This window comes from Streptomyces sp. NPDC096013, assembly GCF_044763565.1.
Classification (GTDB): Bacteria; Actinomycetota; Actinomycetes; order Streptomycetales; family Streptomycetaceae; genus Streptomyces.
The window spans coordinates 174,401-195,822 of the sequence record NZ_JBIWGK010000017.1 but is presented as its reverse complement, the minus strand read 5'-3'; the positions used below and the strand labels follow the sequence as shown (position 1 = coordinate 195,822).

The following is a 21,422-nucleotide window of genomic DNA, read 5'->3' as shown; positions in this document are numbered from 1 at the left end:
CGAGATGCTCGGGATGAGCCGACCCGGCTCCTGACTGAGGTGCCTGCGCAGTGCTGGTCACGTGTAACTCCTCGGGCCACCGGCAACGCCGCCGGGGTGGGGGGCGACCCTTCCAGTGGCGCACAGCATTCCGCTGCCCACCACCTGAAGGTAAAAGCAACGTTGCAGAGACTATGCCTTCAAGTTTCGAAGTCAACAGGGGTTGCGGTGTGAGATAGAACCCTATCGATCACACGCCACGTTCAAGAGTTGAACAATCGAGGGGGTTTCAGCGAAGGCGCTGCGAGATGACCTTCGACACTCCGTCGCCCTGCATGGAGACGCCGTACAACGCGTCGGCGACCTCCATCGTGCGCTTCTGGTGGGTGATCACGATCAGCTGCGAGGCCTCCTGGAGCTCCTGCATGATCCGGATCAGCCGTTGGAGGTTGGTGTCGTCGAGGGCCGCCTCGACCTCGTCCATCACATAGAAGGGACTGGGCCGCGCCTTGAAGATCGACACCAGCAGGGCCACCGCGGTCAGGGACCGCTCCCCGCCGGAGAGCAGGGAAAGCCGCTTGACCTTCTTGCCGGGCGGGCGTGCCTCCACATCCACACCCGTGGTCAGCATGTTGTCGGGATCGGTCAGGATCAACCTGCCCTCGCCACCCGGGAACAGTCTGCTGAAGACACCCTCGAACTGAAGGGCCGTGTCCCGGTACGCCTCGGTGAAGACCTGCTCGACGCGCTCGTCGACCTCCTTCACCACTTGAAGCAGGTCGGCCCGGGTCTTCTTCAGGTCCTCCAGCTGCTCGCTGAGGAACTTGTGGCGCTCCTCCAGCGCCGCGAACTCCTCCAGCGCGAGCGGGTTCACCTTTCCCAGCTGCTGGTACGCCCGTTCGGCTGACTTGAGCCGCTTCTCCTGCTCGGCGCGGTGGAAGGTCCGGGGCTGGTTGCGCGGGTCCTCCGGGTCCTCCGGCAGCACCTCGCCCTCGGCGGCGAGCGAGGGCGGCACGAGCTGATGCGGCCCGTACTCCTCGATCAGCCCCGACGGCTCGACACCCAGCTCCTCCAGCGCCTTGGTCTCCAGCTGCTCGATCCGCATCCGCTTCTCGGCACCGAGCACTTCCCCCCGGTGCACGGAGTCGGTCAGCTTGTCGAGCTCGCCCTTGAGGTCGCGGCCCTGGTTGCGGGCGGCGGTCAGCTCCTGCTCACGGCGCGCCTTCGCGGCATCGGCGGCGGTGCGCTCCTCGTCGGCGCGGCGCAGGGACACCTCGACGTGCGCGAGCAACTGCCGCGCCCCGAAGGCGACGGCCTCCGCGACCCCGGCCTCGTGCCGCAATCGCGCGAGCCGCTGTTCCGCCCGCGCCCGTGCCTCCCGCTCGGCCCGGGCCCCCCGGTCCAGCGAATCGGCGCGCCCGGCCAGCCCCTTGACCCGCTCCTCATGGGTACGGACCTGAAGCCGCGCCTCCATCTCGGTCTGCCGAGCATTGGCCCCGTCAGCGGCAAGCCGATCCCGCACGGAGGTATCGGGCTCCTCCTCGACCGGCATCTCCTCGGCCACAGCAAGCCGTTCAGCGAGAATCTCAGCCTCTTCCACGGCCTTGTCGAGGGCGTCCTGTGCCCGTGCGGCGGCAGCGGCGGATCGTTCAGCCTCGCCCGCAGCGCCCCGCGCCTGTCCCGCGAGGCGTCCCAACTGCTGCGCCACGGCCGACTTCTCGCGCTCGGCGGCCCTGCGGCGCTCCCCCAACTCCTCCACCTGCGCGGCGCGTTCCTTGCGGCGCTCGGCCGCGGTCTGCTGAGCGGTGGCCAACTCCTCGCAGCGGACGGCCAGTTCTTCGAGTTCGGCCGCGGCTTCGTCCACCGATGCCTGGACTTCGAGGAGGCTGGGGGCGCCAGCGGAGCCGCCGTGGGCGAAGTGCGCGCCGAGGAGGTCGCCTTCGGCGGTGACCGCGGTCAACTCGGGCTGGGTGTATACGAGTCGCTCGGCGTCTTCGAGGGTTTCGACCACGACGTAGTTGTGGAGGAGGCGGCGGACCGCGGGCATGAGGTCGGAGGGGGCACGGACCAGATCCGCGGCGAAACGTAGTGTGGCGCCTGTAGGTGCGTCGTGGCTGGGCGCGCCGTTCCCCGCGCCCCTTTGGAGGGTGCCCGTGTCCCGGGTTCGGTCGTCCGGGCCGCCTGCCAGCAGTAGCGCCGCCCTGCCGCCGTCCTGCTTGCGCAGCAGCCGGATCGCGTCGGCCGCCGATGCCGGTGTTGTCACGGCGATCGCATCCGCCGCCGCGCCGAAGGCCGCCGCGAGGGCTGTCTCGTGGCCCGGGGCCACCGTCAGCAGCTCCGCCGCCGGACCCAGCACACCGGTGAGCCTGTCCCGTGCGCCGAGCAGTATCCCGGTGCCGTCCTTGCGGCGGAGGCCCAGTGCCAGTGCCTCGTGGCGGGCCTGGGTGGCGGCCCGCTTGCGTTCCGCGGCCGTGGCCGCTTCCCGGGCCGCCGTCAACGCGGCTTCCGCCTCGGACAGCCGGCGCTTGGTCTCCTCGTGCCGCTCGGCCAGTTCGGCGTCGCCGGCATCGAGGCCGTCGACCTCGGACTGGAGTGCCTCGTACTCCTCCTGGGCGATGGCCGCTCGTTCCTGTGCCTCGTCACGGGCGGCGGCGAGGCGGTCGATCTCGGCCTGGGCGGAGGCGGCGCGCGAACGGGCCGCGTTGACCTGGCCGTTGAGCCGGGCGAGGCCCTCACGGCGGTCGGCGATGGAACGGGCCACGTCCTTCAGGCGCCGTTCCTCGGCCGTCAGCTCGCGCTCCAGTTCGGAGCGGTGGGCGACCGTGTCCTCCAGCGCGTGCTCGGCCGCCTCAAGGGCCGCTTCGAGTTCGGCCTCCTGCTCGCGGATGCGGGCGGCCTCGCGCTCCATGTCCTCGGGATCACGCCCCCGCCGCTCCTCGGGGGGCGCCGAGGTCGCGCTCTTCACCCGCGCCTCGGCCAGCGAGATCGTGCCGCGCACCCGCTCGGCCAGCTGGGACAGCTCGTACCAGGTCTGCTGGGCGCGCTGGAGACGCGGTGTGAGCTGCCGTACCTCGTCCTCCAGGAGCCCCTCGCGCTGGATTGCCTTGCGCAGCTCCAGCTCGGCGGCCTCCTTGCGTTCCTTCAGCGCGGCCTCGTCGGCGATCTCGGTGTTCAGCGCCTGGCGCAGGCGTACGAGATCGTCGGCGAGCAGGCGGAGGCGGGCGTCGCGCAGATCGGCCTGGATGACGGCGGCGCGTCTGGCCACGGCGGCCTGGCGGCCCAGGGGCTTGAGCTGGCGGCGGAGTTCGTCCGTGAGGTCCTGCACGCGCGCGAGGTTGGCCTGCATCGCGTCCAGCTTGCGGAGCGCCTTCTCCTTGCGCTTGCGGTGCTTGAGGACCCCGGCCGCCTCCTCGATGAAGGCGCGGCGGCCCATGGGGTCGGCGTGCAGCACGGAGTCGAGCTGGCCCTGGCCGACGATGACGTGCATCTCGCGGCCGATGCCGGAGTCGGAGAGGAGTTCCTGGATGTCGAGGAGGCGACACGTGTCGCCGTTGATCTGGTACTCGCTGCCGCCATTGCGGAACATGATCCGCGTGATGGTGACCTCGGCGTACTCGATGGGCAGCGCCCCGTCGGAGTTGTCGATGGTCAGGGACACCTCGGCGCGGCCCAGCGGGGGGCGGCCGGTGGTGCCGGCGAAGATGACGTCCTCCATCTTGCCGCCGCGCAGCGACTTGGCGCCCTGTTCACCCATGACCCAGCTGAGCGCGTCCACGACATTGGACTTGCCCGAGCCGTTCGGACCGACGACGCACGTGATGCCCGGCTCGAACCGGAGCGTGGTCGCCGAGGCGAACGACTTGAACCCCCGCAGGGTCAGGGCCTTGAGGTGCACGCCGCTGGACTCTACCTTCCGCCGCTCGCTCTCTCCATGAACGTCCGGTCCCCCGCGGTTTCGCCCGTGAACGTGCAGGGCACATCAAACGTTAAAGAAGGTGGAGGCATACGGGGGAAAGAAAGAAGGGACGCCGAAGCGTCCCTTGCAAACTCTGACAACTTAGTGGTTGAAGCAGGCCGCCCGACCACTGCGTGCCATGTGGTGCGTCGCAGTGATCAGGTGAGCGCGGGCTCTGCCTGGCGTGCGTCGAGCTCGATCAGCGAATCGTGAGTTGCGGCAGCCGTCAGCGCGTCGTTCTCTTCCTGGATCCGAACGAGCTCGGATTCCAGGTCCTGGACGCGCTGCTGGAGCCGTCGCATCTCGGCGAGGAGTCGCGGGTCGGAGCCGCCGACGTAACCGAGAAGCGCCTTTGCCATGATGGATGGTCCTCCACACTGAGTGACCGACCGAAGCGGTGTGGGTCGTGAGGGAATCGCACCCGCGGTGCTTGACAGACTTAAGTGTTGCTCTGCTGTTCTTCCATGCCAAACAGCTAAGGTGCGCGGGGCTTTCAGAGTCTCACCAAAAAGTTTGACGGTCAACACGATCACACCCCGTATTGGCGGCAACCCGGGGGCACGCGGCCCTGAGTGGGCGGCGCTGCGACTCCTGCGGGGCCTTTCCAAGTGTGGCGATCATCCTTAGGTGCGGAGCCTGCCAGAGCGAGCCGATATTGGCAACCACCAGGCCATTTCTGCTGTGGGCAGCTGCCGGTGGCATGTCCCTCCGCTTCCGTCGGGGCCGCTGCACACCGTTTCGCGGAGTGCGCTCAGCGGATCGCGAAGCCGTCGTAGCCGCCGCGAGGTGTGTCCCAGATCTCGGTGACGCCGACCACGCGCCCGGGCGTGTCGCCTCCCCGGAGCCAATCGAGGAGTCCCTCGCAGCCCTCACGCGCTCCCTCGGCGACCACTTGCACCCGCCCGTCGCCCAAATTGAGAGCAAAACCACTCAGGCCGCCGATCTCCAGGGCCTTGGCACGGGTAAACCACCGAAAACCCACACCTTGCACACGTCCTCGCACCCAGGCGACCATCCGAACATCCTCGCTCATGGCTGCAACCTAACCGGCCAATGTCTCTCCGGACACTTGCTCCCCACGCGGCATGCGGTACCGTCCGCCCCAATGAATCTCATATGAAACTCACTCGATCGAGTGAGCTGGGTCACCGCACGGACGAGTTGACCGCAAGGACGAAAGGCAAGGACATGGGACGCCACCGACGCTCCGCCGCCGGCCGCGCCGCCACGAGCCGCGCCACGGGGGTCACAGAGACGCACGGCTCATACACGAGCGGCTACGACCCGCATGACTCGTACGACTGGAACGACCGGTCCGACTGGACCCCGGCCGACGGCTCGACGATCGGCATGGCGCCCTACCTTCACCCGGAGGGCCCCTCCGAGTTCCACCAGACCCCCGTGGACCACCGGGTCCGCGAGGTCCACGCCCACGGCGGCGAGGTCCCGCCGAAGAGCGAGGCCCGGCTGAGGGCCGAGACGCGCCTCAAGGCCGACTCCCGCCGCAAGAGCGAGGCGTATCTCTTCGCCACCGAGGAGGACTACGCCGTGGTCTTCCCCGAGGCGGCGGGTTCCTCCGCCCGGGGCGAGGGTTCGCGCGCGGGCCGCGGTCGCCGCCGCAAGCGCAAGAGCGTGACGCCGGTGAAGTCCGGACTGCTCGGGGTCTCCGCGGCGGTCGCCATCGGTACGGTCGCGGTCGCCACGGGTGCCGTGCCGGGGCTGGACAACTACAAGCTCGGCGGCGGCAACAGCTCGGACAAGGTGCAGGCCGCCGGTTCGCCGACCAACTCGGCGACCGAGCAGGGCGGTACCTCCGGCAGCGCGGAGTCCCGCGACGACGGCTCCTCCACGAGCCGCGACGCGAACCGCGCGGCCTCCCCGTCGGCGGCTCCGACCAAGTCCGCCACCGCGCCGGCCACCAAGGCACCGGCGAAGAAGCCGGTGGCCACCGCCCCGACCGCGGAGCCCACGACCAAGGCCCCCTCGGCGAAGCCCACCCCGACGCCCACGCAGTCCGCCGCTCCGCCGGTGACGGTCTCCACGGAGGCCGCGGCCGAGGCCGAGGTCCTCAAGCTCGTCAACGAACAGCGCGCGCTCGTCGGTTGCAGCCCGGTCGCCGCCAACAGTTCGCTGACCACGCTCGCCGAGAACTTCAGCACGCAGATGGCCGACGAGGACTTCTTCGACCACACCGACCCCAGCGGGGCCACCCCGTGGGACCGGGCGGAGAAGCTCGGCATCACCAACCTCGGCGGCGAGAACATCGCCCGCGGCCAGGCCGACGCGGCCGCGGTCATGGACGCGTGGATGAACAGCCCCGGCCACAAGGCCAACATCCTGAACTGCGACTTCAAGACCCTGGGCGTCGGCGTGCACTTCGGCACCGGCGGCCCCTGGTGGACGCAGGACTTCGGGTACTAGGAACGAGCAACCGACAGGGAGCACTAACCAGTGGTTAGTGCTCCCTGTCGGTTAGCGCTGTGTTCGCGTACCCTTGTGCCATGGACACGACCCAGGAGCGTACGGAGGAGCAGAGCTTCCCGTACAACGTCTTCGCGAAGGCCTGCCCCTCCCGAGGCACCCTGGAGCACGTCACGGGCCGCTGGGGCGGACTCACCCTGTGCGCGCTGTACGAGGGCTCGCTGCGCTTCAACGAACTGCGGCGCCGCGTCGACGGCGTCAGCGAGAAGATGCTCTCGCAGACCCTGCACGCCCTGGAGCGCGACGGCCTGGTCCACCGCGACGCCCAGCCGACCAACCCACCGCGCGTGGACTACGAGTTGACCCCGCTGGGCCGTGGCGTCGCCGAACGCCTGAAGGGCCTCGTCGACTTCGTGGAGTCCCGCATGGACGACGTCCTCGCCGCCCGCACGCGCTACGACGAGACGCGCGGCGCCGTCTAGACCCGAAGGGTCAACTCCGCGGCGCCCGTTGGCACTTGGGGCAGAAGTAGCTCGACCGGTTCATCCACGCCCGCCTGCTCATCGGCGTACCGCAGCGCCGGCACGGCAGACCCTCGCGACCGTACGCGTCGAGCGAGCGGTCGAAGTAGCCCGACTCCCCGTTGACGTTGACGTACAGGCTGTCGAAGCTGGTGCCGCCCACCGCGAGCGCCGCGTTCATCACATCCCGTACGTGGCCCAGGAGTTCGGCGGTGCGCGGGCGCGTGAAGGTCGCGGTCGGACGTTCGTAGTGGACGCGGGCCCGCCACAGGGCCTCGTCCGCGTAGATGTTGCCGACTCCGCTGATCAACGACTGGTCGAGCAGGGCCCGTTTGATCGTCGTCCGCTTGCGGCGCAGCGACTGGTGGAACAACTCGTCGTCGAACAACGGGTCCAGGGGGTCACGCGCGATGTGCGCGATGACGTCCGGCAGCCCGTCCGGGGTCGTGTCGTGCAACGACAGCCCGCCGAAGGTGCGTTGGTCGACGAAGCGGAGTTCCGTGTCCACGTCGTCGGCGAACCCGACCCGGATGCGCAGATGCTTCTCGTGGGGCAACGCGCGCGGCTGAACGAGGAGTTGCCCGCTCATCCCGAGATGCGCGAGCACCGCCTGCCGGGTGTCCTCCAGCGGCAGCCACAGATACTTGCCGCGCCTGCTCGGGATGCCGATCCGATGGCCCTTGAGCCGGTGCGCGAAGTCGTCGGCGCCGGCGACATGGCGTCGTACCGCACGCGGATGCAGCACCTCAACGTCGGCGACGGTCCGCTGGGCGACCCACCGCTCCAGACCCCGCCGGACGACCTCGACCTCGGGCAACTCGGGCATGACATCCCCTGTGACGACGGGTGAATGAACCGAGCGCCCGCCCCGCTGCGGGGACGGGCGCTCAGGTCGCGCTGTTCGGTCAGGCGGACGCCGACGACGTGTCGGCGCTTCCCTCGGCAGGCTGCTCGGCGGCCTCGACGGCGACCTCGGCGGTCTGCTGTTCGGCCGCCTCCTTCGCCTTCGCCGCGCGCTCGTCCGCGTCGGCCCGGATGGACCGCCAGGCGGACTCGGCGGCCTGCTGCTCCGCCTCCTTCTTGCTGCGGCCGGTGCCGGTGCCGTACGAGACGCCTCCGACGCGGGCGGCAGCAGTGAAGGTCTTCTCGTGATCGGGGCCGGTCTCCGTGACCAGGTACTCGGGGACACCGAGCCCCTCGGTCGCGGTGAGCTCCTGGAGACTGGTCTTCCAGTCCAGGCCGGCACCGAGGTTCGAGGACTTCTCGATGAGCGGGTCGAACAGGCGGTGCACCAGTTCGGAGGCCGCATCGAGGCCCTGGTCGAGATAGACCGCGCCGATCACCGCTTCCAGGGTGTCGGCGAGGATGGACGCCTTGTCCCGGCCTCCCGTGCCCTCTTCGCCCCGGCCGAGCCGGATGAAGGAGCCGAGTTCCAGACCGCGACCGACCTCCGCCAGCGCACGAGAGTTAACCACCGCGGCCCGCAGCTTGGCCAGTTGGCCTTCGGGCAGGTCGGGGTGGGTGGTGTACAGCGTGTCCGTGACGACGAGGCCGAGCACGGAGTCCCCGAGGAACTCCAGCCGCTCGTTCGTCGGCAGACCGCCGTTCTCGTACGCGTACGAACGGTGGGTCAGCGCACGCACCAGAAGGGCGGACTCGAGGTGATACCCGAGCCGCCCTTCCAACAGCGTGTGGGACGAGGCCGTGTCCGTCGGTTTCTTGGCGACTGAGTCCGCCTTGACGTCAGACATGGAGCCTCTCACCAGCCGCTCAGACCTCGAGGACCTGGCGCTTGTTGTACGTGCCGCAAGACGGGCACGCGATGTGCTGCTGCTTGGGCTCGTGGCAGCGCTCGCACGCAACCAGAGGGGTGACCGCAGCCTTCCACTGCGACCGGCGGTGGCGCGTGTTGCTGCGCGACATCTTCCGCTTCGGAACAGCCACGGCTACTTCTCCTGCTTCTCGTCGACGCCCGGTTCGGCGCCGCTCATCTCGTCCTTCTCGCCGTCTTCGAGTGAACCGGCGAGTCCCTGCAGTGCCGCCCAACGGATGTCGACGGCGTCATGGTGGTGGTCCGGGTCGTCCGTGAGCCGTACTCCGCACTCGGAGCACAGGCCCAGACAGTCGTCCTGGCACACCGGCTGCATCGGCAGTGCGAGCACCACCGCATCGCGCAGCACGGGTTCGAGGTCGAACAGGCCGTCCTCGATGAAGAGCCTGTCCTCGTCTTCCTCGGCGTCGTCGACCGGTTCCGCTTTCACACGGCCACGGTCGTCGGCGTCAGGGTACGAGAACATCTCCTGGAAGTCCGCTTCGAGCGACAGCTCGACCGGCTCCAGACACCTTACGCACTCCCCCTTCGCCAGTGCACGGGCGGTGCCTGTGACGAGCACCCCTTCCATGACCGACTCAAGACGGAGGTCGAGCTCCACCGGGGCGCCTTCCGGCACTCCGATGACACCCTGGATCCCGAGATCCTTGGGAGCGTCGATCGAACGGTTCAGGCGCTGGAGCGCACCAGGACGCCGACCCAGCTCGTGAGTGTCGAACACGAGTGGGTTGCGGTGGTCGAGGCGGGCGTTCAGAGCCATCCCTGTCTTTCGGTCTGCTGAGCTCATGGGGCGCTGCCCTTCGGTGCTTCCGGGCAGCGGTGATCGCGGACGTACACGCGACCGAAGAGCCAGGATACTGGACCTTTCGCTCTCGGCCCAATCCGGTGCCCGCACCCGGCCACCGGCCCGGATCGCTACAGCCCGCGGCCCTGCTCGTACGCCCGCAGCTGCTCCGCGCTGATCATGCCGGTGTCGAAGAGGCTGGTCTCGTCGAGCGCGTACCCCTGCTGCCCCTGGTTCTGCTGCGGGTCGGCCTGGGCCTGCTGCATCTGGTTCGGGTCGTACACGGGCTGCTGGCCGGTGTCGTAGCCCTGGTAGGCATAGGGGTCGGCCTGCTGGTACCCGTAGGGGTCCTGCTGCTGGACGTAGCCCTGCTGCTGGTAGCCGTACGGGTCCTGCTGCTGGGCGGTCTGCTGGTAGTCGTAGGCCGCCTGCGGGGCGTAGTCCTGCTGCTCGGGCTGGAGCGGGGCCGCCGAGGCCGGGGTGTCCGTGACGGCCGCGAGGTCGGCGAGGTAGTCGGCGTCGCTGGTGTGCTGGACCTGGTTGCCGTCCTCGTCGAGGGAGAGGGCGCCGAGGTCGTCGCTGGCGATCCGTCCGTGCAGCTTCTGCCGGCCCTTGCCCACGGCCTCCAGGGTCTTGGCGAGGACCGCCTCGAAGGCGCCGAGCTTGACGTCCACGTACGCGTCGGCGTCGCGGCGCAGGGTCTCCGGGTCGTGGCTGCGCTCGGGGGCGTCCTCGTCCTCGTACCCCTGGTCGTCGATGCCTGGGCCGGTGCCGAGCAGCTTCTCGCGGCCGCGGCCGACCGAGCCGAGGGTCTTGGTGAGGACGACCTCGAAGTTGGCGAGCTTGGAGTCGACGTAGTCGTCGGCCTCCGCGCGGATCTCCTCGGCCTCCTGGCGGGCCTCGGCGAGGATGCGGTCCGCCTCGTTCTGCGAGCGGCGGGCGACCTCGGTGTCGGAGATCAGCGAGCCGCGCTCGGCGTGCGCGGTCTGGATGATCCGCTCGGCCTCCTGGCGGGCCTGCTCGACCATCTCGTGCCGGCCGCCGATCAGCTCCTGCGCCTCGGCCAGCGAGTCGGGCAGCGCCGCGCGCACCTCTTCGAGCAGCGCGAGCAGCTCGGCGCGGTTGACCACGCACGAGGCCGACATGGGCATGGACCGGGCGCTGGAGACCGAGGAGACGATCTCGTCGAGCTTCTTCTGCACGTCCACCGTGTGCTCGCCACTCTCTACCGACGTGTTGGAGACGGACGGGTCGACTGTACGACCACTCCCGCCCCGCCCGACACCGGGTGACGCACTGTCAGTGCGTCAGCTTTTGCCGAGCCGCTCGGTGAGCGCTTCGAGGACGACGCCCGGCACCAGGTGGGAGATGTCGCCGCCCCACTGCGCGACCTCCTTGACCAGCGAGGACGACAGGAAGCTGTAGGTAGGGCTGGTGGGGATGAACAGGGTTTCGACGCCCGAAAGGCCGTTGTTCATCTGGGCCATCTGGAGTTCGTAGTCGAAGTCGCTGACCGCGCGCAGGCCCTTGACGATGGCCGGGATGTCGCGCTGCTTGCAGAAGTCGACGAGCAGTCCGTGGTACGCCTCGACCTGGATGTTGCCGAACTCCGAGGTCACCTCACGGATCAGCTCGATCCGCTCGTCGACGGTGAACATGCCCTTCTTCGACTGGTTGATCATCACCACGACGTGCACGACGTCGTACAGCCGGGAGGCACGGGCGATGATGTCGAGGTGTCCATTGGTGATGGGGTCGAACGACCCCGGACATACGGCGCGGCGCAACTGGGTCCCCTCGCTCTGCGGTCCGGTCATCGTGCGTCTTCGCACGTAGAGGCGGCGCGACCGTACCAAAAGGTCCCCTCGCCGTAGCGACGGGCCCGGATCGCGTCGAAGCCGTCCGGCCACCCGAATTCGCCGCCTCTGGTGCTGCGCTCCACGGTGACGAGCGCGTCCGGCGCGAGCCAGCCCCCCGACCGGAGTGTGAGGAGAATCTCCCGAAGATCGTGATCTGCGACAACGTACGGCGGGTCGAGGAAGACGATGTCGTACGGGTCCGTCGGCGCCGGTGTCTGGACGATCTGTTCCGCTTTGCCCGCCCTGACCTCGGCGCCGGGGAGGCCGATGTTCTTGACGTTCTCCCTGATCACGCGGGTGGCCTTCGGGTCGGCCTCCACGAGGAGGGCGTGGCCGGCGCCGCGGGAGAGCGCCTCCAGGCCGATGGCGCCCGAGCCCGCGTAGAGGTCGAGGACCCGTTCGCCGCTCAGGGGGGCGCCCAGGAGGGACTGCCAGGTGGAGAAGAGGCCCTCGCGTGCGCGGTCGGAGGTCGGGCGGGTGCCGGTCCCTGGCGGGACGGCGAGTCGACGTCCGCCGGCTTGGCCGGCGATCACGCGGGTCATCTTGAGTCCTTGCTTGTGGGCGTCTTCAGGTATCAGTGTGGCTGGTCGCGCACGCGCGGCGGTAGCCGCATGTCCGATGCGGCCCCGCGCCCCTGGGCGGGTGGCCTCTAGCCCTTTTCCAAGTACTGCTCCCTCTCCTCGTCCAGCAGCGCGTCCAGGGCCGTGCGCAGGCCCGGGAGGCGCTCCAGTTCGGGATCGGCCTCGACCACCTTCGTCGCCTCCTCCCGCGCCTCCGCGATGACCTCCTCGTCCTCGATGACCGACAGGACGCGCAGGGACGTACGGGCGCCGGACTGGGCCTGGCCCAGCACATCGCCCTCACGGCGCTGTTCGAGGTCGATACGGGAGAGTTCGAAGCCGTCGAGGGTGGAGGCGACGGCGTTGAGGCGCTGGCGGGCGGGGCTGGCCTCCGGCATCTCGCTGACCAGGAGGCAGAGGCCGGCCGCGGAGCCCCGGCCCACTCGGCCGCGGAGCTGGTGGAGCTGGGAGACGCCGAAGCGGTCGGCGTCCATGATGACCATGGCTGTGGCGTTGGGCACGTTGACGCCGACCTCGATGACCGTGGTGGCGACCAGGACGTCGGTGTCCCCGGCGGCGAACCGGCGCATCACGGCGTCCTTGTCGTCGGGGTGCATACGGCCGTGCAGCACCTCGATCCTCAGCCCCTGGAGCGGCCCCTCGGCGAGCTGCGAGGCGATGTCCAGGACGGCGAGCGGCGGGCGCTTCTCCGCCTCGTCCTCGGGGGACTTCTTCTTGGCCTTGCCCGCCTTCTTGGGGTCGTCCTCCTCGTCGCCGATGCGGGGGCAGACGACGTACGCCTGATGGCCGTTGGAGACCTCTTCCCGCACCCGCTCCCAGGCGCGGGCCAGGAAGTGGGGTTTGTCCGCGGCGGGAACGACATGGCTGGCGATGGGCGAACGGCCGGCCGGGAGCTGGTCGAGGACCGAGGTCTCCAGGTCGCCGAAGACCGTCATCGCGACCGTGCGCGGGATGGGGGTGGCGGTCATGACGAGGAGATGCGGGGGCTGTTTGCCCTTGCCGCGCAGGGCGTCGCGCTGCTCGACGCCGAAGCGGTGCTGTTCGTCGACCACGACCAGGCCCAGGTCGTGGAACTGGACCTTGTCCTCGATCAACGCGTGCGTGCCGATCACGATCCCGGCCTCACCGGTGACGAGGTCCAGGAGTGCCTGACGCCGGCCGGCCGTCCCCATGGAGCCGGTGAGCAGCGTGACCTTGGTCGCCCGCTCGGCCCCGCCCAGCATTCCGCCCTCGGCCAGCTCCCCCATCATCTCAGTGATCGAGCGGTGGTGCTGCTGAGCGAGCACTTCGGTGGGCGCCAGCATCGCGGCCTGCCCGCCCGCGTCGACGACGGCGAGCATGGCCCGGAGGGCCACCATCGTCTTTCCGCTGCCGACCTCCCCCTGGAGCAGCCGGTGCATCGGATGCTCCGTGGCCAGGTCGTCGAAGATCTCCTTGGAGACCTTCACCTGCCCGTCCGTGAGGGTGAAGGGGAGTCGGTCGTCGAAGGCGGCGAGGAGGCCGTCCGGGGTCGGTTTGCGGGCCACCGCCGGGAGTTGGGCGTCCGCGTGGCGGCGGCGGGCCAGGGCGACCTGGAGGACGAAGGCCTCGTCCCACTTCAGGCGGTCGCGGGCTGCGGCGATGTCCGCCTTGGTGTGCGGGCGGTGGATCTTGAGGAGGGCTTCCGGGAGGGAGACCAGGCCGCGGCCCTCGCGAAGGGAGTCGGGGAGGGGGTCGACGGCTTCCTGGGCGCTGGGGAGTGCCGTCTGGAGGGCCTTGCCGATCTTCCAGGACTCCAGCTTGGCGGTGGCGGGGTAGATGGGGATCAGGGTGCCCGCCCAGGTCTCCACCGTTTCCTCGGCGTCGCCCTTCAGCAACTCGTACGCCGGATGAGCGAGTTGAAGCCGGCGGTTGAAGACGGAGACCTTGCCGGCGAACATCGCGCGCGTGCCCGGCAGGAGTTCCTTGTGGGGTTTGTGAACTCCCGAGCCGAAGAAGACGAGTTGAAGCCGGCCGCTGCCGTCGGTGATGGTGACTTCGAGGCGCTGGCCCTTGCCCCGGGGGGCCTTGCTGGACGCGAAGGAGTGCAGACGGGCGTCGGCGACCTGGGCGACCACGGTGACGTGCTCGTCCATCGGCAGCTCGGCGAGGTGTGTGAGCTGGCCCCGCTCCTCGTATCTGCGCGGGTAGTGGTGCAGGAGGTCGCCCACCGTGTGCAGGCCGAGATGCTCGGCCATCACCTTCGCGGTGGCGGGGCCGAGCACCTTTTTCAGTGGTTCTTCCAGTGCGGGCACGAGATCCATTGCACACCACGCCACTGACAATGCCGTATACGTCTTGTGAAACCCCTGGTCAGGCGGGTCGTTCGGGGCCTAGGATGGCGCGCTCCGGCCATCCCGCGGTCACCGCCTCACCGGGACCGCCCGACCCCCGCGCCGATCGCACCTCCCCCACCTCGGCGCTGCGACGATGGACTCCCAGACCTCACAGTCATCCCAGGCATCCCAGTCACCTCACACGTTCCAGGTCGACCTGCGCGGTCTGGTGGACCTGCTCTCCCATCACCTCTACTCGAGCCCCAAGGTCTATCTGCGCGAACTGCTGCAGAACGCCGTGGACGCGATCACCGCCCGCCGGGCCGAGCAGCCCGACTCGCCTGCCCGCGTACGGCTCCACGCCGACGGCGGCACCCTGCGCGTCGAGGACTCCGGCGTCGGCCTCACCGAGGCGGACGTGCACAACCTCCTCGCCACCATCGGCCGTAGCTCCAAGCGCGCCGACGGGCTCCAGGAGGCCCGTTCCGACTTCCTCGGGCAGTTCGGCATCGGGCTGCTCGCCTGTTTCGTGGTCGCCGAGCGGATCCGGGTCGTCAGCCGCAGCGCCCGTACGCCGGACGCGCCGCCCGTGGAGTGGACGGCGACCGACGACGGCTCGTACACCGTACGGACCCTGCCCGACGCCGAACGCCCCGAACCGGGCACCACCGTGCACCTGGTGGCCCGCGCGGGCGCCTCCGAGTGGCTCACCAAGGAGCGGGTCCTCGCGCTGGCCCGGGACTTCGGGGCGCTGCTGCCGTACGACGTCCAGGTGGACGGCGAGGCGGTCACCGACCTGCCCGCGCCCTGGGACCGGCCGTACCCGAGTCCCGGCACCCGGAGGGTGGCGCTGGCGCGGCACTGTCACGAGCTGTTCGGGTTCACACCGCTGGACTCGATCGACCTGTCCGTGCCGCTCGCGGGCATCCGGGGAGTGGCCTACGTCCTTCCCGGTGCCGTGAGTCCGGCGCAGCGGGCGGGTCACCGGGTGCATCTCAAGGGCATGCTGCTGACCGAGCGGGCCGAGCAGCTGCTGCCCGACTGGGCGTTCTTCGTGCGCTGTGTGCTGGACACGGACAGCCTGCGCCCGACGGCCTCACGCGAGTCGCTGTACGAGGACGAGACGCTGGCCGCCGTACGGGAGGCGCTCGGGGAGCGGATCCGGGGCTGGCTGACCGGGCTCGCCGCGGGCGACCCGGAGCGGCTCGCCGCGTTCCTGTCGGTGCACCACCTGGGAGTGAAGTCCCTGGCGCGGCACGACAAGGAGATGCTGCGCACGATGCTGCCGTGGCTCCCGTTCGAGACCACCGACGGACGGGTGTCCCTGGAGGAGTTCGCGCAGCGCCACCCGGTGGTGCACTTCACGCGGACCGTGGAGGAGTACCGGCAGGTCGCCCCGATCGCCTCCGCGCAGGGCATCGGGGTGATCAACGGCGGTTACACCTACGACGGCGAGCTGGTCGAGGCGCTGCCGTCGGTGCGCCCGGGGACGGTGGTCGCCGAGCTGGACTCGGACACCGTGACCGCGCACCTGGACTCGGTGGACCCGGCCGAGGAGCTGGCGCTCGCGGACTTCCTGGCCGCCGCGCGGGCCAAGCTGGACCCCCTGGGCTGCGATGTGGTCCTCCGGGCGTTCCATCCGCTGTCGGTGCCCGCGCTGCACCTGGACGACCGCTCCGCCCGGCACGAGCAGGCCCGCGCGGAGGCCGAGGAGCAGGCCGACGACCTGTGGGCGGGCATCCTGGGTTCGCTGCGGGGCAGCGCTCCCCGCGCGCGTCTCGTGCTCAACCATCTCAACCCGCTGATCCGGCGCATCAGTTCGCTCGGGGACCGGGACCTGATCGGGACGGCCACCGAGTCGCTCTACGGACAGGCACTCCTGATGGCGCAGCGACCCCTGCGCCCCGCCGATTCGGCTCTGCTGAACCGGGCGTTCATCGGCCTCCTGGAGTGGGCCACACACGGGGAGGGCGACCACTGATGACAGGGATCACCGACCTCGGCGAGCTGCGCCGGGCGATGGCGGAGAACTCCGAGGAGCCGGAGGGGCCGGCGCGCAACGCGCGCGCGGAGCAGCTGCTCGCCGAGGCCGAGAAGCTGGACGTCCCGCTGGCGGTGATCGAGGCGCTCGGGCACCAGCTGAAGGTCTACAACTACAGCTCCGAGAAGGACAAGATGTTCGTCCCCTTCGCGCGCCTGCTGCGCATGTGGGACGAGCGGCCCGAGGACTTCGACGAGTACGAGGTCCACTCGCTGCACTGGGTCTTCAAGTGGGTGTCGTCCGGGATGCTGGGCCAGCCGCACATACCGCTCGCGTCGATCGAGAAGTGGCTCGGCGAGATGGAGCACCGCTACCGGCTGGCCGGGCACTCCGAACGGGCCGTGCGCAGCGCCGAGTTCAGCGTCGCCTCGCACGTCGGTGACCTGGCGCGGGCCGAGCGGGCGTACGCGGCGTGGCTGGCCGCGGACCGGGACACCATGGCCGACTGCCACGCGTGCGAGCTGCACACCCAGGGAGAGTGGCAGGTGCAGCGGGAGCGGGACGCCGAGGCCCTTGAGCTGTGGGGGCCGGTCCTGGAGGGCGAGTTCACCTGCGCCCACGAGCCGCACACCGTCCTCGCGTCCTCCCTGGCCCCGCTGCTGCGCCTGGGCCGGGCCGAGGAGGCCCGCGCGCACCACCTGCGCGGTTTCCGTCTCGTACGGCCCATGGAGAGCATGCGGGGCGCGTACGCGGACCATGTGGAGTTCTGCGCGCTGAGCGGCAACGAGGCGCGCGGTCTTGAGCTGCTCGCGGAGCGTCCGGCGTACTTCACGGACTCCGGGAACCCGCGCAGCGGACTGGACTTCCTGTCCGTGGTGACGCTGCTGATGGACCGGCTGACCGAGCTGGGCCTCGGCGACCAGGAGGTGCCGGGGCCGGCCGGGCGTACCTGGACGGCACGTGAACTCGCCGTCCACGCGCGCGCGGAGGCCCTCTCCCTGGCCGCCCGCTTCGACGGGCGCAACGGCACGACGCACATCGGCGACCGGGCACGCGCGCGCATGGACCAGCGTCCCCTGGCGGAACGGCTCCCCCTGGGAGTGCGTTCGGCGGCCAGGCCGGTCGCGGCACCGGTGCCGGCGGCTGCACCCGAGGTCATCCAGGAGAAGGACCTCGGCGCGCTCCTCGCGGAGGCGCGGCGGCTGTCGGACACCCTCCAACCGCACGCCGTGGAGGCCTGGTTGGCCGTGTCGCGGGCCGCTGAGGGCGCCGAGCTGTCCGCCCGCGACCGTGCCGAGATCGCGGACCACCAGGCGATGGACCAAGGTCCCGAGGGCATCGCCCTCTTCGAACGCGCGGCCGAGCTGTTCGCCGAGGCGGGCGACCCCGGGGAGGCACTGGCGGCACGCGCGCGTGGAGCGTACGTGCGCGCTCTCACGGGCGAGATCGACGAGGCTGTGGCGGCGATCGACGCCCCGTACGACGGGGTGCTCGCCCTGTACTCCGAGGACCGCACCGGCGTCCGGCAGGCGGCTGCCGTGCTGATGAGCCGGGCGCGCATCCTGATGCGCAGGGTCCATGGTGAGTCCCCGGACGACACCCCCGGCCCCGAGGCCCTGGCCGCCGCCGAGGCCGCCGTACGGGAGGTGCTGGCGCTGGTCGAGGGGCACACCGGGGACGATGTGCGGCTGGCCGCGCGGGGTGCCGAGGGGCAGGCGATGCTGGCCGAACTCGCGGTGCGGGCCGGGGACCTGGAGACGGCCGTGCGGTTGTTCTCCACGGCGTCGACGGCGTTCGCGGCCGCGGGGCTGCCGTGGTTCGCGGTGGAGTACGAGGCACGGCTCGCCGGGCTCGCCCATCACCTCGGTGACGTCACGGAGGCGGAGCGGGCGCTGCGGGCGGCCCTGGAGCACGGCGGACCGTATCTGGAGGCGCCTGGACGGGCTCAGCTGCATCTCCAGCTCGCCGAGGTGCTCGGAGGCCGGGGCCGGTCCGAGGAGGCCGCCGAGCACGCTCTGGAGGCCGCGCACTGGTCCGACGAGGCCGGCGAGGGACAGACGCTGGGCGCCTGGGCACGGCATCAGCTCGGCGGCTTCCTGCTGCGCCAGGGCCGCTGGGCCGAGGCCGCCGAGGTGCTGGAGTCGGCGCTGCCCGACCTGAGCGCCGAGACACACGGCGACGGCGCGATCGTCCAGACGCAGTGGTGGCTCGGCGACTGTCTGAGCGAACTGGGCGAGCACCGCGCGGCGGCCGAACGGCGGTTGCAGGCGGCCGAGATCGCCCGGCACTGGCCGGAGCAGAACGACCACGCGACCCTCGCCCACCTCGCGGCCGAGTCCCTGGGCCACGCGGACCTGCCCGCCGAGGCGGACCGGGCGTACGAGCGCGCGGGCGACCTGTGGCGGACCCTGGGCAACGTGCACGGGCTGGTCCGCTCGCTGCGCGCCCGCGCGTGGCTGGCGCTGCGCGCGGACCGGGGTCTGGACCGGGCGCGGGAGCTGATGGCGGGCGCGATCCAGGAGTGCGAGGCCGCGCTCCTGGTGACCGACGACCAGGAGGCGCGGCAGCGGCTCACCGGTGAACTCGGCCACACGCACCGGCAGTTCGGTGAACTGCTGGCCCGTTCCGTCGCCGAGGAGGCCGAGGACACCGCGATCCAGGCCGCGTTCGAGGACGCCCTGGCCGAGACCGCCGAGTCGGTCACCGTCTTCGCCGCCCTCGGGGAGGGCGCCGTGCACACCCGTACCGCCGCCGAACTGGCCGCGGGCTGGCTGGAGGCCGACCTCAGCCGCCCCGCCGACGCCGCCGCACGCGCGCGTGGCGTGCTGAAGGCCTACGAGGGTGCCGACGACGGCGACGAGACGGTACGGTCCCGTCGCGCCGAGGCCGAGCAGCTTCTCCAGTTGATGGAGGAACAGACGGACAAGTAAGGGGAGTTGGCGCCTACTCCACGCCGATGAGCAGCAGGGCACCTTGCCGGCCGCCCCGGTACACCACCGTGTCGACGGCGAGGTAGGACTCCCGGACGTGGTTCTCCAGGATGTCGGCGACGCTCACGGGTGCCTCGTCGCCGAGGACCAGGGTGACGAGTTCGCCGCCGGCGGCGAGCATGCGGTCGAGGACGGCCCGGGCGGTGACGGTGACTTCGGCGCCGATCACCGCCACGTCGCCGTCGACGAGCCCCAGGACGTCACCGGCCTGGCAGATCCCGGCCGTGGTCCAGGACTGGCGTTCGGCGACGGCTACCTCGGCGTACCGGGTCGCGCCCGCCGCCGAGGTCATCGAGACGACGTCCTCGTCGAAGCGCCGTTCCGGTTCGTGCACGGCGAGCGCCGCGATCCCCTGCACCGCGGAGCGCGTCGGGATCAGCGCGACCCGGATGCCCTCGGCCCGGGCCTGCTCGGCGGCAGCGGCGGCGGTGTGCCGCAGGTCCGCGTCGTTGGGCAGCAGCACCACCTCACGCGCGTGGGCCCGTCGTACGGCCGCCACCAGCTCCCCGCTGGCGGGCGGCTCCCCGGGACGCGCGAGCACGGTGGTCGCGCCGGCCTCGCCGTAGAGCCCCGCGAGACCCTCCCCCGGCACCACGGCGACGACGGCCCGCTGAGCGCGCTCCCTGGGGGGCCGTTCGGCACCGGTGGTGTGCACGTCACCGAGCGCGAAGTGCGTGATCCGGATCCGGTACGGCCGCCCGGCCTCGACGCCCGCCTCGACGGCAGCGCCCGCGTCGTCCACGTGCACATGGACGTTCCACAGGCCGTCCCCGCCGACCACGACGAGAGAGTCCCCGAGGGCGTCCAGCCGCTGCCGGAGCCGCGCCACGGCGGAGTCGTCGGCCTCCAGGAGGTAGATCACCTCGAAGGCGGGGCCGCCTCCCGGGACGGCTTCCGGATCGTCCTCACAGAGAGTGACGTCGGCGGGATCGAGAACACCGGAAGGAGCATCAAGGGGACCGGCGTCGAAATCGGCCTCCACGCGTGCGTGCGTCACGTCGACAGCCACGCGTGCGTGCGCCCCGAAAACCGGCGACTCCCCGGTGAACGTCGCCACCAGCGCGCCCAGCACCGCCACCAGCCCCCGCCCGCCCGCGTCGACGACTCCCGCGCGCTCCAGGACGGCCAGCTGCCCCGGGGTCGCGGCCAGCGCCGCGCACGCCCCCTCGTAGGCGGCCCGTGCGACGGTCCCGCAGTCACCCTCGGTGGCGTCGGCCGCGTCAGCCGCCGCCGAGGCGACCGAGAGGACCGTCCCCTCGACCGGGTGGGCCACCGCGTGCCGGGCGGAGTCGGCCGCGCGGCGCAGGGCGTGCCGTAGGCCCTCCCCGTCCGTGTGAGCCGTCTCACCGTCGGCGGCGAGGACCTGGGCCATGCCCCGGAGCAGCTGCGCGAGGATCGTCCCGGAGTTGCCGCGCGCGCCTATGAGGGCGCCGTGCGCCATCGCGCCGGCCGCGTCGGCCAGGGGCGGTTTCTGCTCGGTGAGGGTGCCGTGCCCGGCGAAGACCGCCTCGACCGCGGCGGCGGCGGACTCCATGGTCAGGTACAGGTTGGTGCCGGTGTCCCCGTCGGCCACCGGGTACACGTTGATCGCGTCGATCTCCTCGCGCGCACGCCCCAGGGCCCGCAGCGCGAGGCCGCACCAGGTGCGCACCGCGAGAGCATCGAAGAATGTCTGCGGCACCTGCGGCACCTGCGCCTCCTTGAGCTGCTGGACTGGCACGCAGCGTAGACCGCGGGAGCGGCCCGGGCCCGGGGAGGGCCGGAGCGGGCCCCCGACCAGGCATGGTAGTTTCGTTGTACTGGCGCAGTCGTTGTATGCTGCTCCGGTTGCCCGATCCGATCGGGCCATCCCCCCTGGCAGTGCCACTTCCAGATCCTACGATCTCGATCCCGGCATGCCGGGATCATCCGTAAGTGCATCTGTGCATCTGAAGTCTTTGGAGTGACCCGTGGCTGCCAACTGCGACGTCTGCGGCAAGGGGCCGGGCTTCGGCAACAACATCTCGCACTCGCACCGCCGTACGTCCCGTCGCTGGAACCCGAACATCCAGCGCGTCCGTACCGTGGTCAGTGGGACGCCGAAGCGCGTGAACGCTTGCACCTCGTGCATCAAGGCCGGCAAGGTCTCGCGCTGACGCACTGCTGAGCGCGCGGCCACTGCTGGTTCGCTGCATCGAGCCGGTCCACCTCGTGTGGGCCGGCTTTTTGCCGTGCCTTCTCAGAGAA

17 protein-coding genes are annotated in these 21,422 nt (G+C 70.8%); 5 read left to right on the top strand and 12 right to left on the bottom strand.

The genetic code is table 11. The features are described from left to right. Nucleotides 1-268 precede the first annotated feature (268 nt). The 3 genes from smc to ACIRB1_RS39155 form a co-directional block, all read right to left on the bottom strand. Nucleotides 269-3,874, bottom strand: a complete 3,606-nt coding sequence (smc, locus tag ACIRB1_RS39165; protein WP_403468870.1) for a chromosome segregation protein SMC — start codon at nucleotides 3,872-3,874, stop codon at nucleotides 269-271. Nucleotides 3,875-4,092: 218 nt separating this feature from the next. Beyond that, nucleotides 4,093-4,293 (bottom strand): hypothetical protein, encoded by a 201-nt coding sequence (locus ACIRB1_RS39160; protein ID WP_093629369.1) that lies wholly within the window; start codon nucleotides 4,291-4,293, stop codon nucleotides 4,093-4,095. Nucleotides 4,294-4,685: 392 nt separating this feature from the next. Then, nucleotides 4,686-4,967 (bottom strand): acylphosphatase, encoded by a 282-nt coding sequence (locus ACIRB1_RS39155; protein WP_352182278.1) that lies wholly within the window; start codon nucleotides 4,965-4,967, stop codon nucleotides 4,686-4,688. Between the two features lie 155 nt (nucleotides 4,968-5,122). Between ACIRB1_RS39155 and ACIRB1_RS39150 the strand changes: the two genes are divergently transcribed. Both ACIRB1_RS39150 and ACIRB1_RS39145 read left to right on the top strand, forming a co-directional pair. Beyond that, nucleotides 5,123-6,355 carry a CAP domain-containing protein gene (locus ACIRB1_RS39150; RefSeq protein WP_403468869.1) on the top strand — a complete coding sequence of 411 codons (1,233 nt, stop codon included), beginning with the start codon at nucleotides 5,123-5,125 and terminating at the stop codon, nucleotides 6,353-6,355. An 80-nt stretch (nucleotides 6,356-6,435) separates the two neighbouring features. Further along, a complete protein-coding gene (locus ACIRB1_RS39145; RefSeq protein ID WP_352182280.1) occupies nucleotides 6,436-6,837 on the top strand; it encodes a helix-turn-helix domain-containing protein in 402 nt (133 codons plus the stop codon). 10 nt (nucleotides 6,838-6,847) lie between these two features. On the opposite strand, the gene mutM is transcribed toward ACIRB1_RS39145, so the two are convergent. The 8 genes from mutM to recG form a co-directional block, all read right to left on the bottom strand. Further along, nucleotides 6,848-7,702, bottom strand: a complete 855-nt coding sequence (gene mutM, locus ACIRB1_RS39140) for a bifunctional DNA-formamidopyrimidine glycosylase/DNA-(apurinic or apyrimidinic site) lyase (RefSeq protein WP_403468867.1) — start codon at nucleotides 7,700-7,702, stop codon at nucleotides 6,848-6,850. Nucleotides 7,703-7,781: 79 nt separating this feature from the next. Beyond that, nucleotides 7,782-8,627 carry a ribonuclease III gene (gene rnc / locus ACIRB1_RS39135; RefSeq protein WP_403468866.1) on the bottom strand — a complete coding sequence of 282 codons (846 nt, stop codon included), beginning with the start codon at nucleotides 8,625-8,627 and terminating at the stop codon, nucleotides 7,782-7,784. A gap of 19 nt (nucleotides 8,628-8,646) precedes the next feature. Then, on the bottom strand, nucleotides 8,647-8,820 hold the full coding sequence (gene rpmF, locus ACIRB1_RS39130) for a 50S ribosomal protein L32 (RefSeq protein ID WP_015657589.1): 174 nt from the start codon (nucleotides 8,818-8,820) through the stop codon (nucleotides 8,647-8,649). Between the two features lie 2 nt (nucleotides 8,821-8,822). Beyond that, nucleotides 8,823-9,467, bottom strand: coding sequence for a DUF177 domain-containing protein (locus ACIRB1_RS39125; protein WP_352182283.1), 645 nt, complete (start codon nucleotides 9,465-9,467; stop codon nucleotides 8,823-8,825). A gap of 155 nt (nucleotides 9,468-9,622) precedes the next feature. After that, on the bottom strand, nucleotides 9,623-10,699 hold the full coding sequence (locus ACIRB1_RS39120) for an ATP synthase F0 subunit B (RefSeq protein ID WP_403468865.1): 1,077 nt from the start codon (nucleotides 10,697-10,699) through the stop codon (nucleotides 9,623-9,625). A 99-nt stretch (nucleotides 10,700-10,798) separates the two neighbouring features. Then, complete coding sequence (gene coaD, locus ACIRB1_RS39115; RefSeq protein WP_352182285.1) at nucleotides 10,799-11,308, bottom strand: pantetheine-phosphate adenylyltransferase; 510 nt, start codon at nucleotides 11,306-11,308, stop codon at nucleotides 10,799-10,801. Then, entirely contained in the window at nucleotides 11,305-11,925 is a 621-nt protein-coding gene (gene rsmD, locus ACIRB1_RS39110) for a 16S rRNA (guanine(966)-N(2))-methyltransferase RsmD (protein WP_403468878.1), read from the bottom strand. Before rsmD ends, coaD begins: the two co-directional genes overlap by 4 nt. Before the next feature lie 74 nt (nucleotides 11,926-11,999). Then, nucleotides 12,000-14,213, bottom strand: coding sequence for an ATP-dependent DNA helicase RecG (gene recG / locus ACIRB1_RS39105; RefSeq protein WP_403468864.1), 2,214 nt, complete (start codon nucleotides 14,211-14,213; stop codon nucleotides 12,000-12,002). A gap of 166 nt (nucleotides 14,214-14,379) precedes the next feature. On the opposite strand from recG, the gene ACIRB1_RS39100 reads away from it, so the two are divergent. Next, on the top strand, nucleotides 14,380-16,206 hold the full coding sequence (locus ACIRB1_RS39100) for an HSP90 family protein (RefSeq protein ID WP_403468863.1): 1,827 nt from the start codon (nucleotides 14,380-14,382) through the stop codon (nucleotides 16,204-16,206). Next, the gene (locus ACIRB1_RS39095; RefSeq protein WP_403468862.1) at nucleotides 16,206-19,136 is read left to right on the top strand and encodes a tetratricopeptide repeat protein; all 2,931 of its coding nucleotides are present in this window, start codon (nucleotides 16,206-16,208) and stop codon (nucleotides 19,134-19,136) included. The genes ACIRB1_RS39100 and ACIRB1_RS39095 overlap by 1 nt, the downstream gene beginning before the upstream one ends. A 13-nt stretch (nucleotides 19,137-19,149) precedes the next feature. Here the strand turns inward: ACIRB1_RS39095 and ACIRB1_RS39090 are convergent, their stop codons facing one another. After that, complete coding sequence (locus ACIRB1_RS39090; protein ID WP_403468877.1) at nucleotides 19,150-20,886, bottom strand: DAK2 domain-containing protein; 1,737 nt, start codon at nucleotides 20,884-20,886, stop codon at nucleotides 19,150-19,152. 259 nt (nucleotides 20,887-21,145) lie between these two features. Here ACIRB1_RS39090 and rpmB point away from each other — a divergent pair, with 259 nt between their 5' ends. Further along, nucleotides 21,146-21,331, top strand: a complete 186-nt coding sequence (rpmB, locus tag ACIRB1_RS39085) for a 50S ribosomal protein L28 (protein WP_003973430.1) — start codon at nucleotides 21,146-21,148, stop codon at nucleotides 21,329-21,331. The last annotated feature ends 91 nt before the right edge of the window (nucleotides 21,332-21,422 follow it).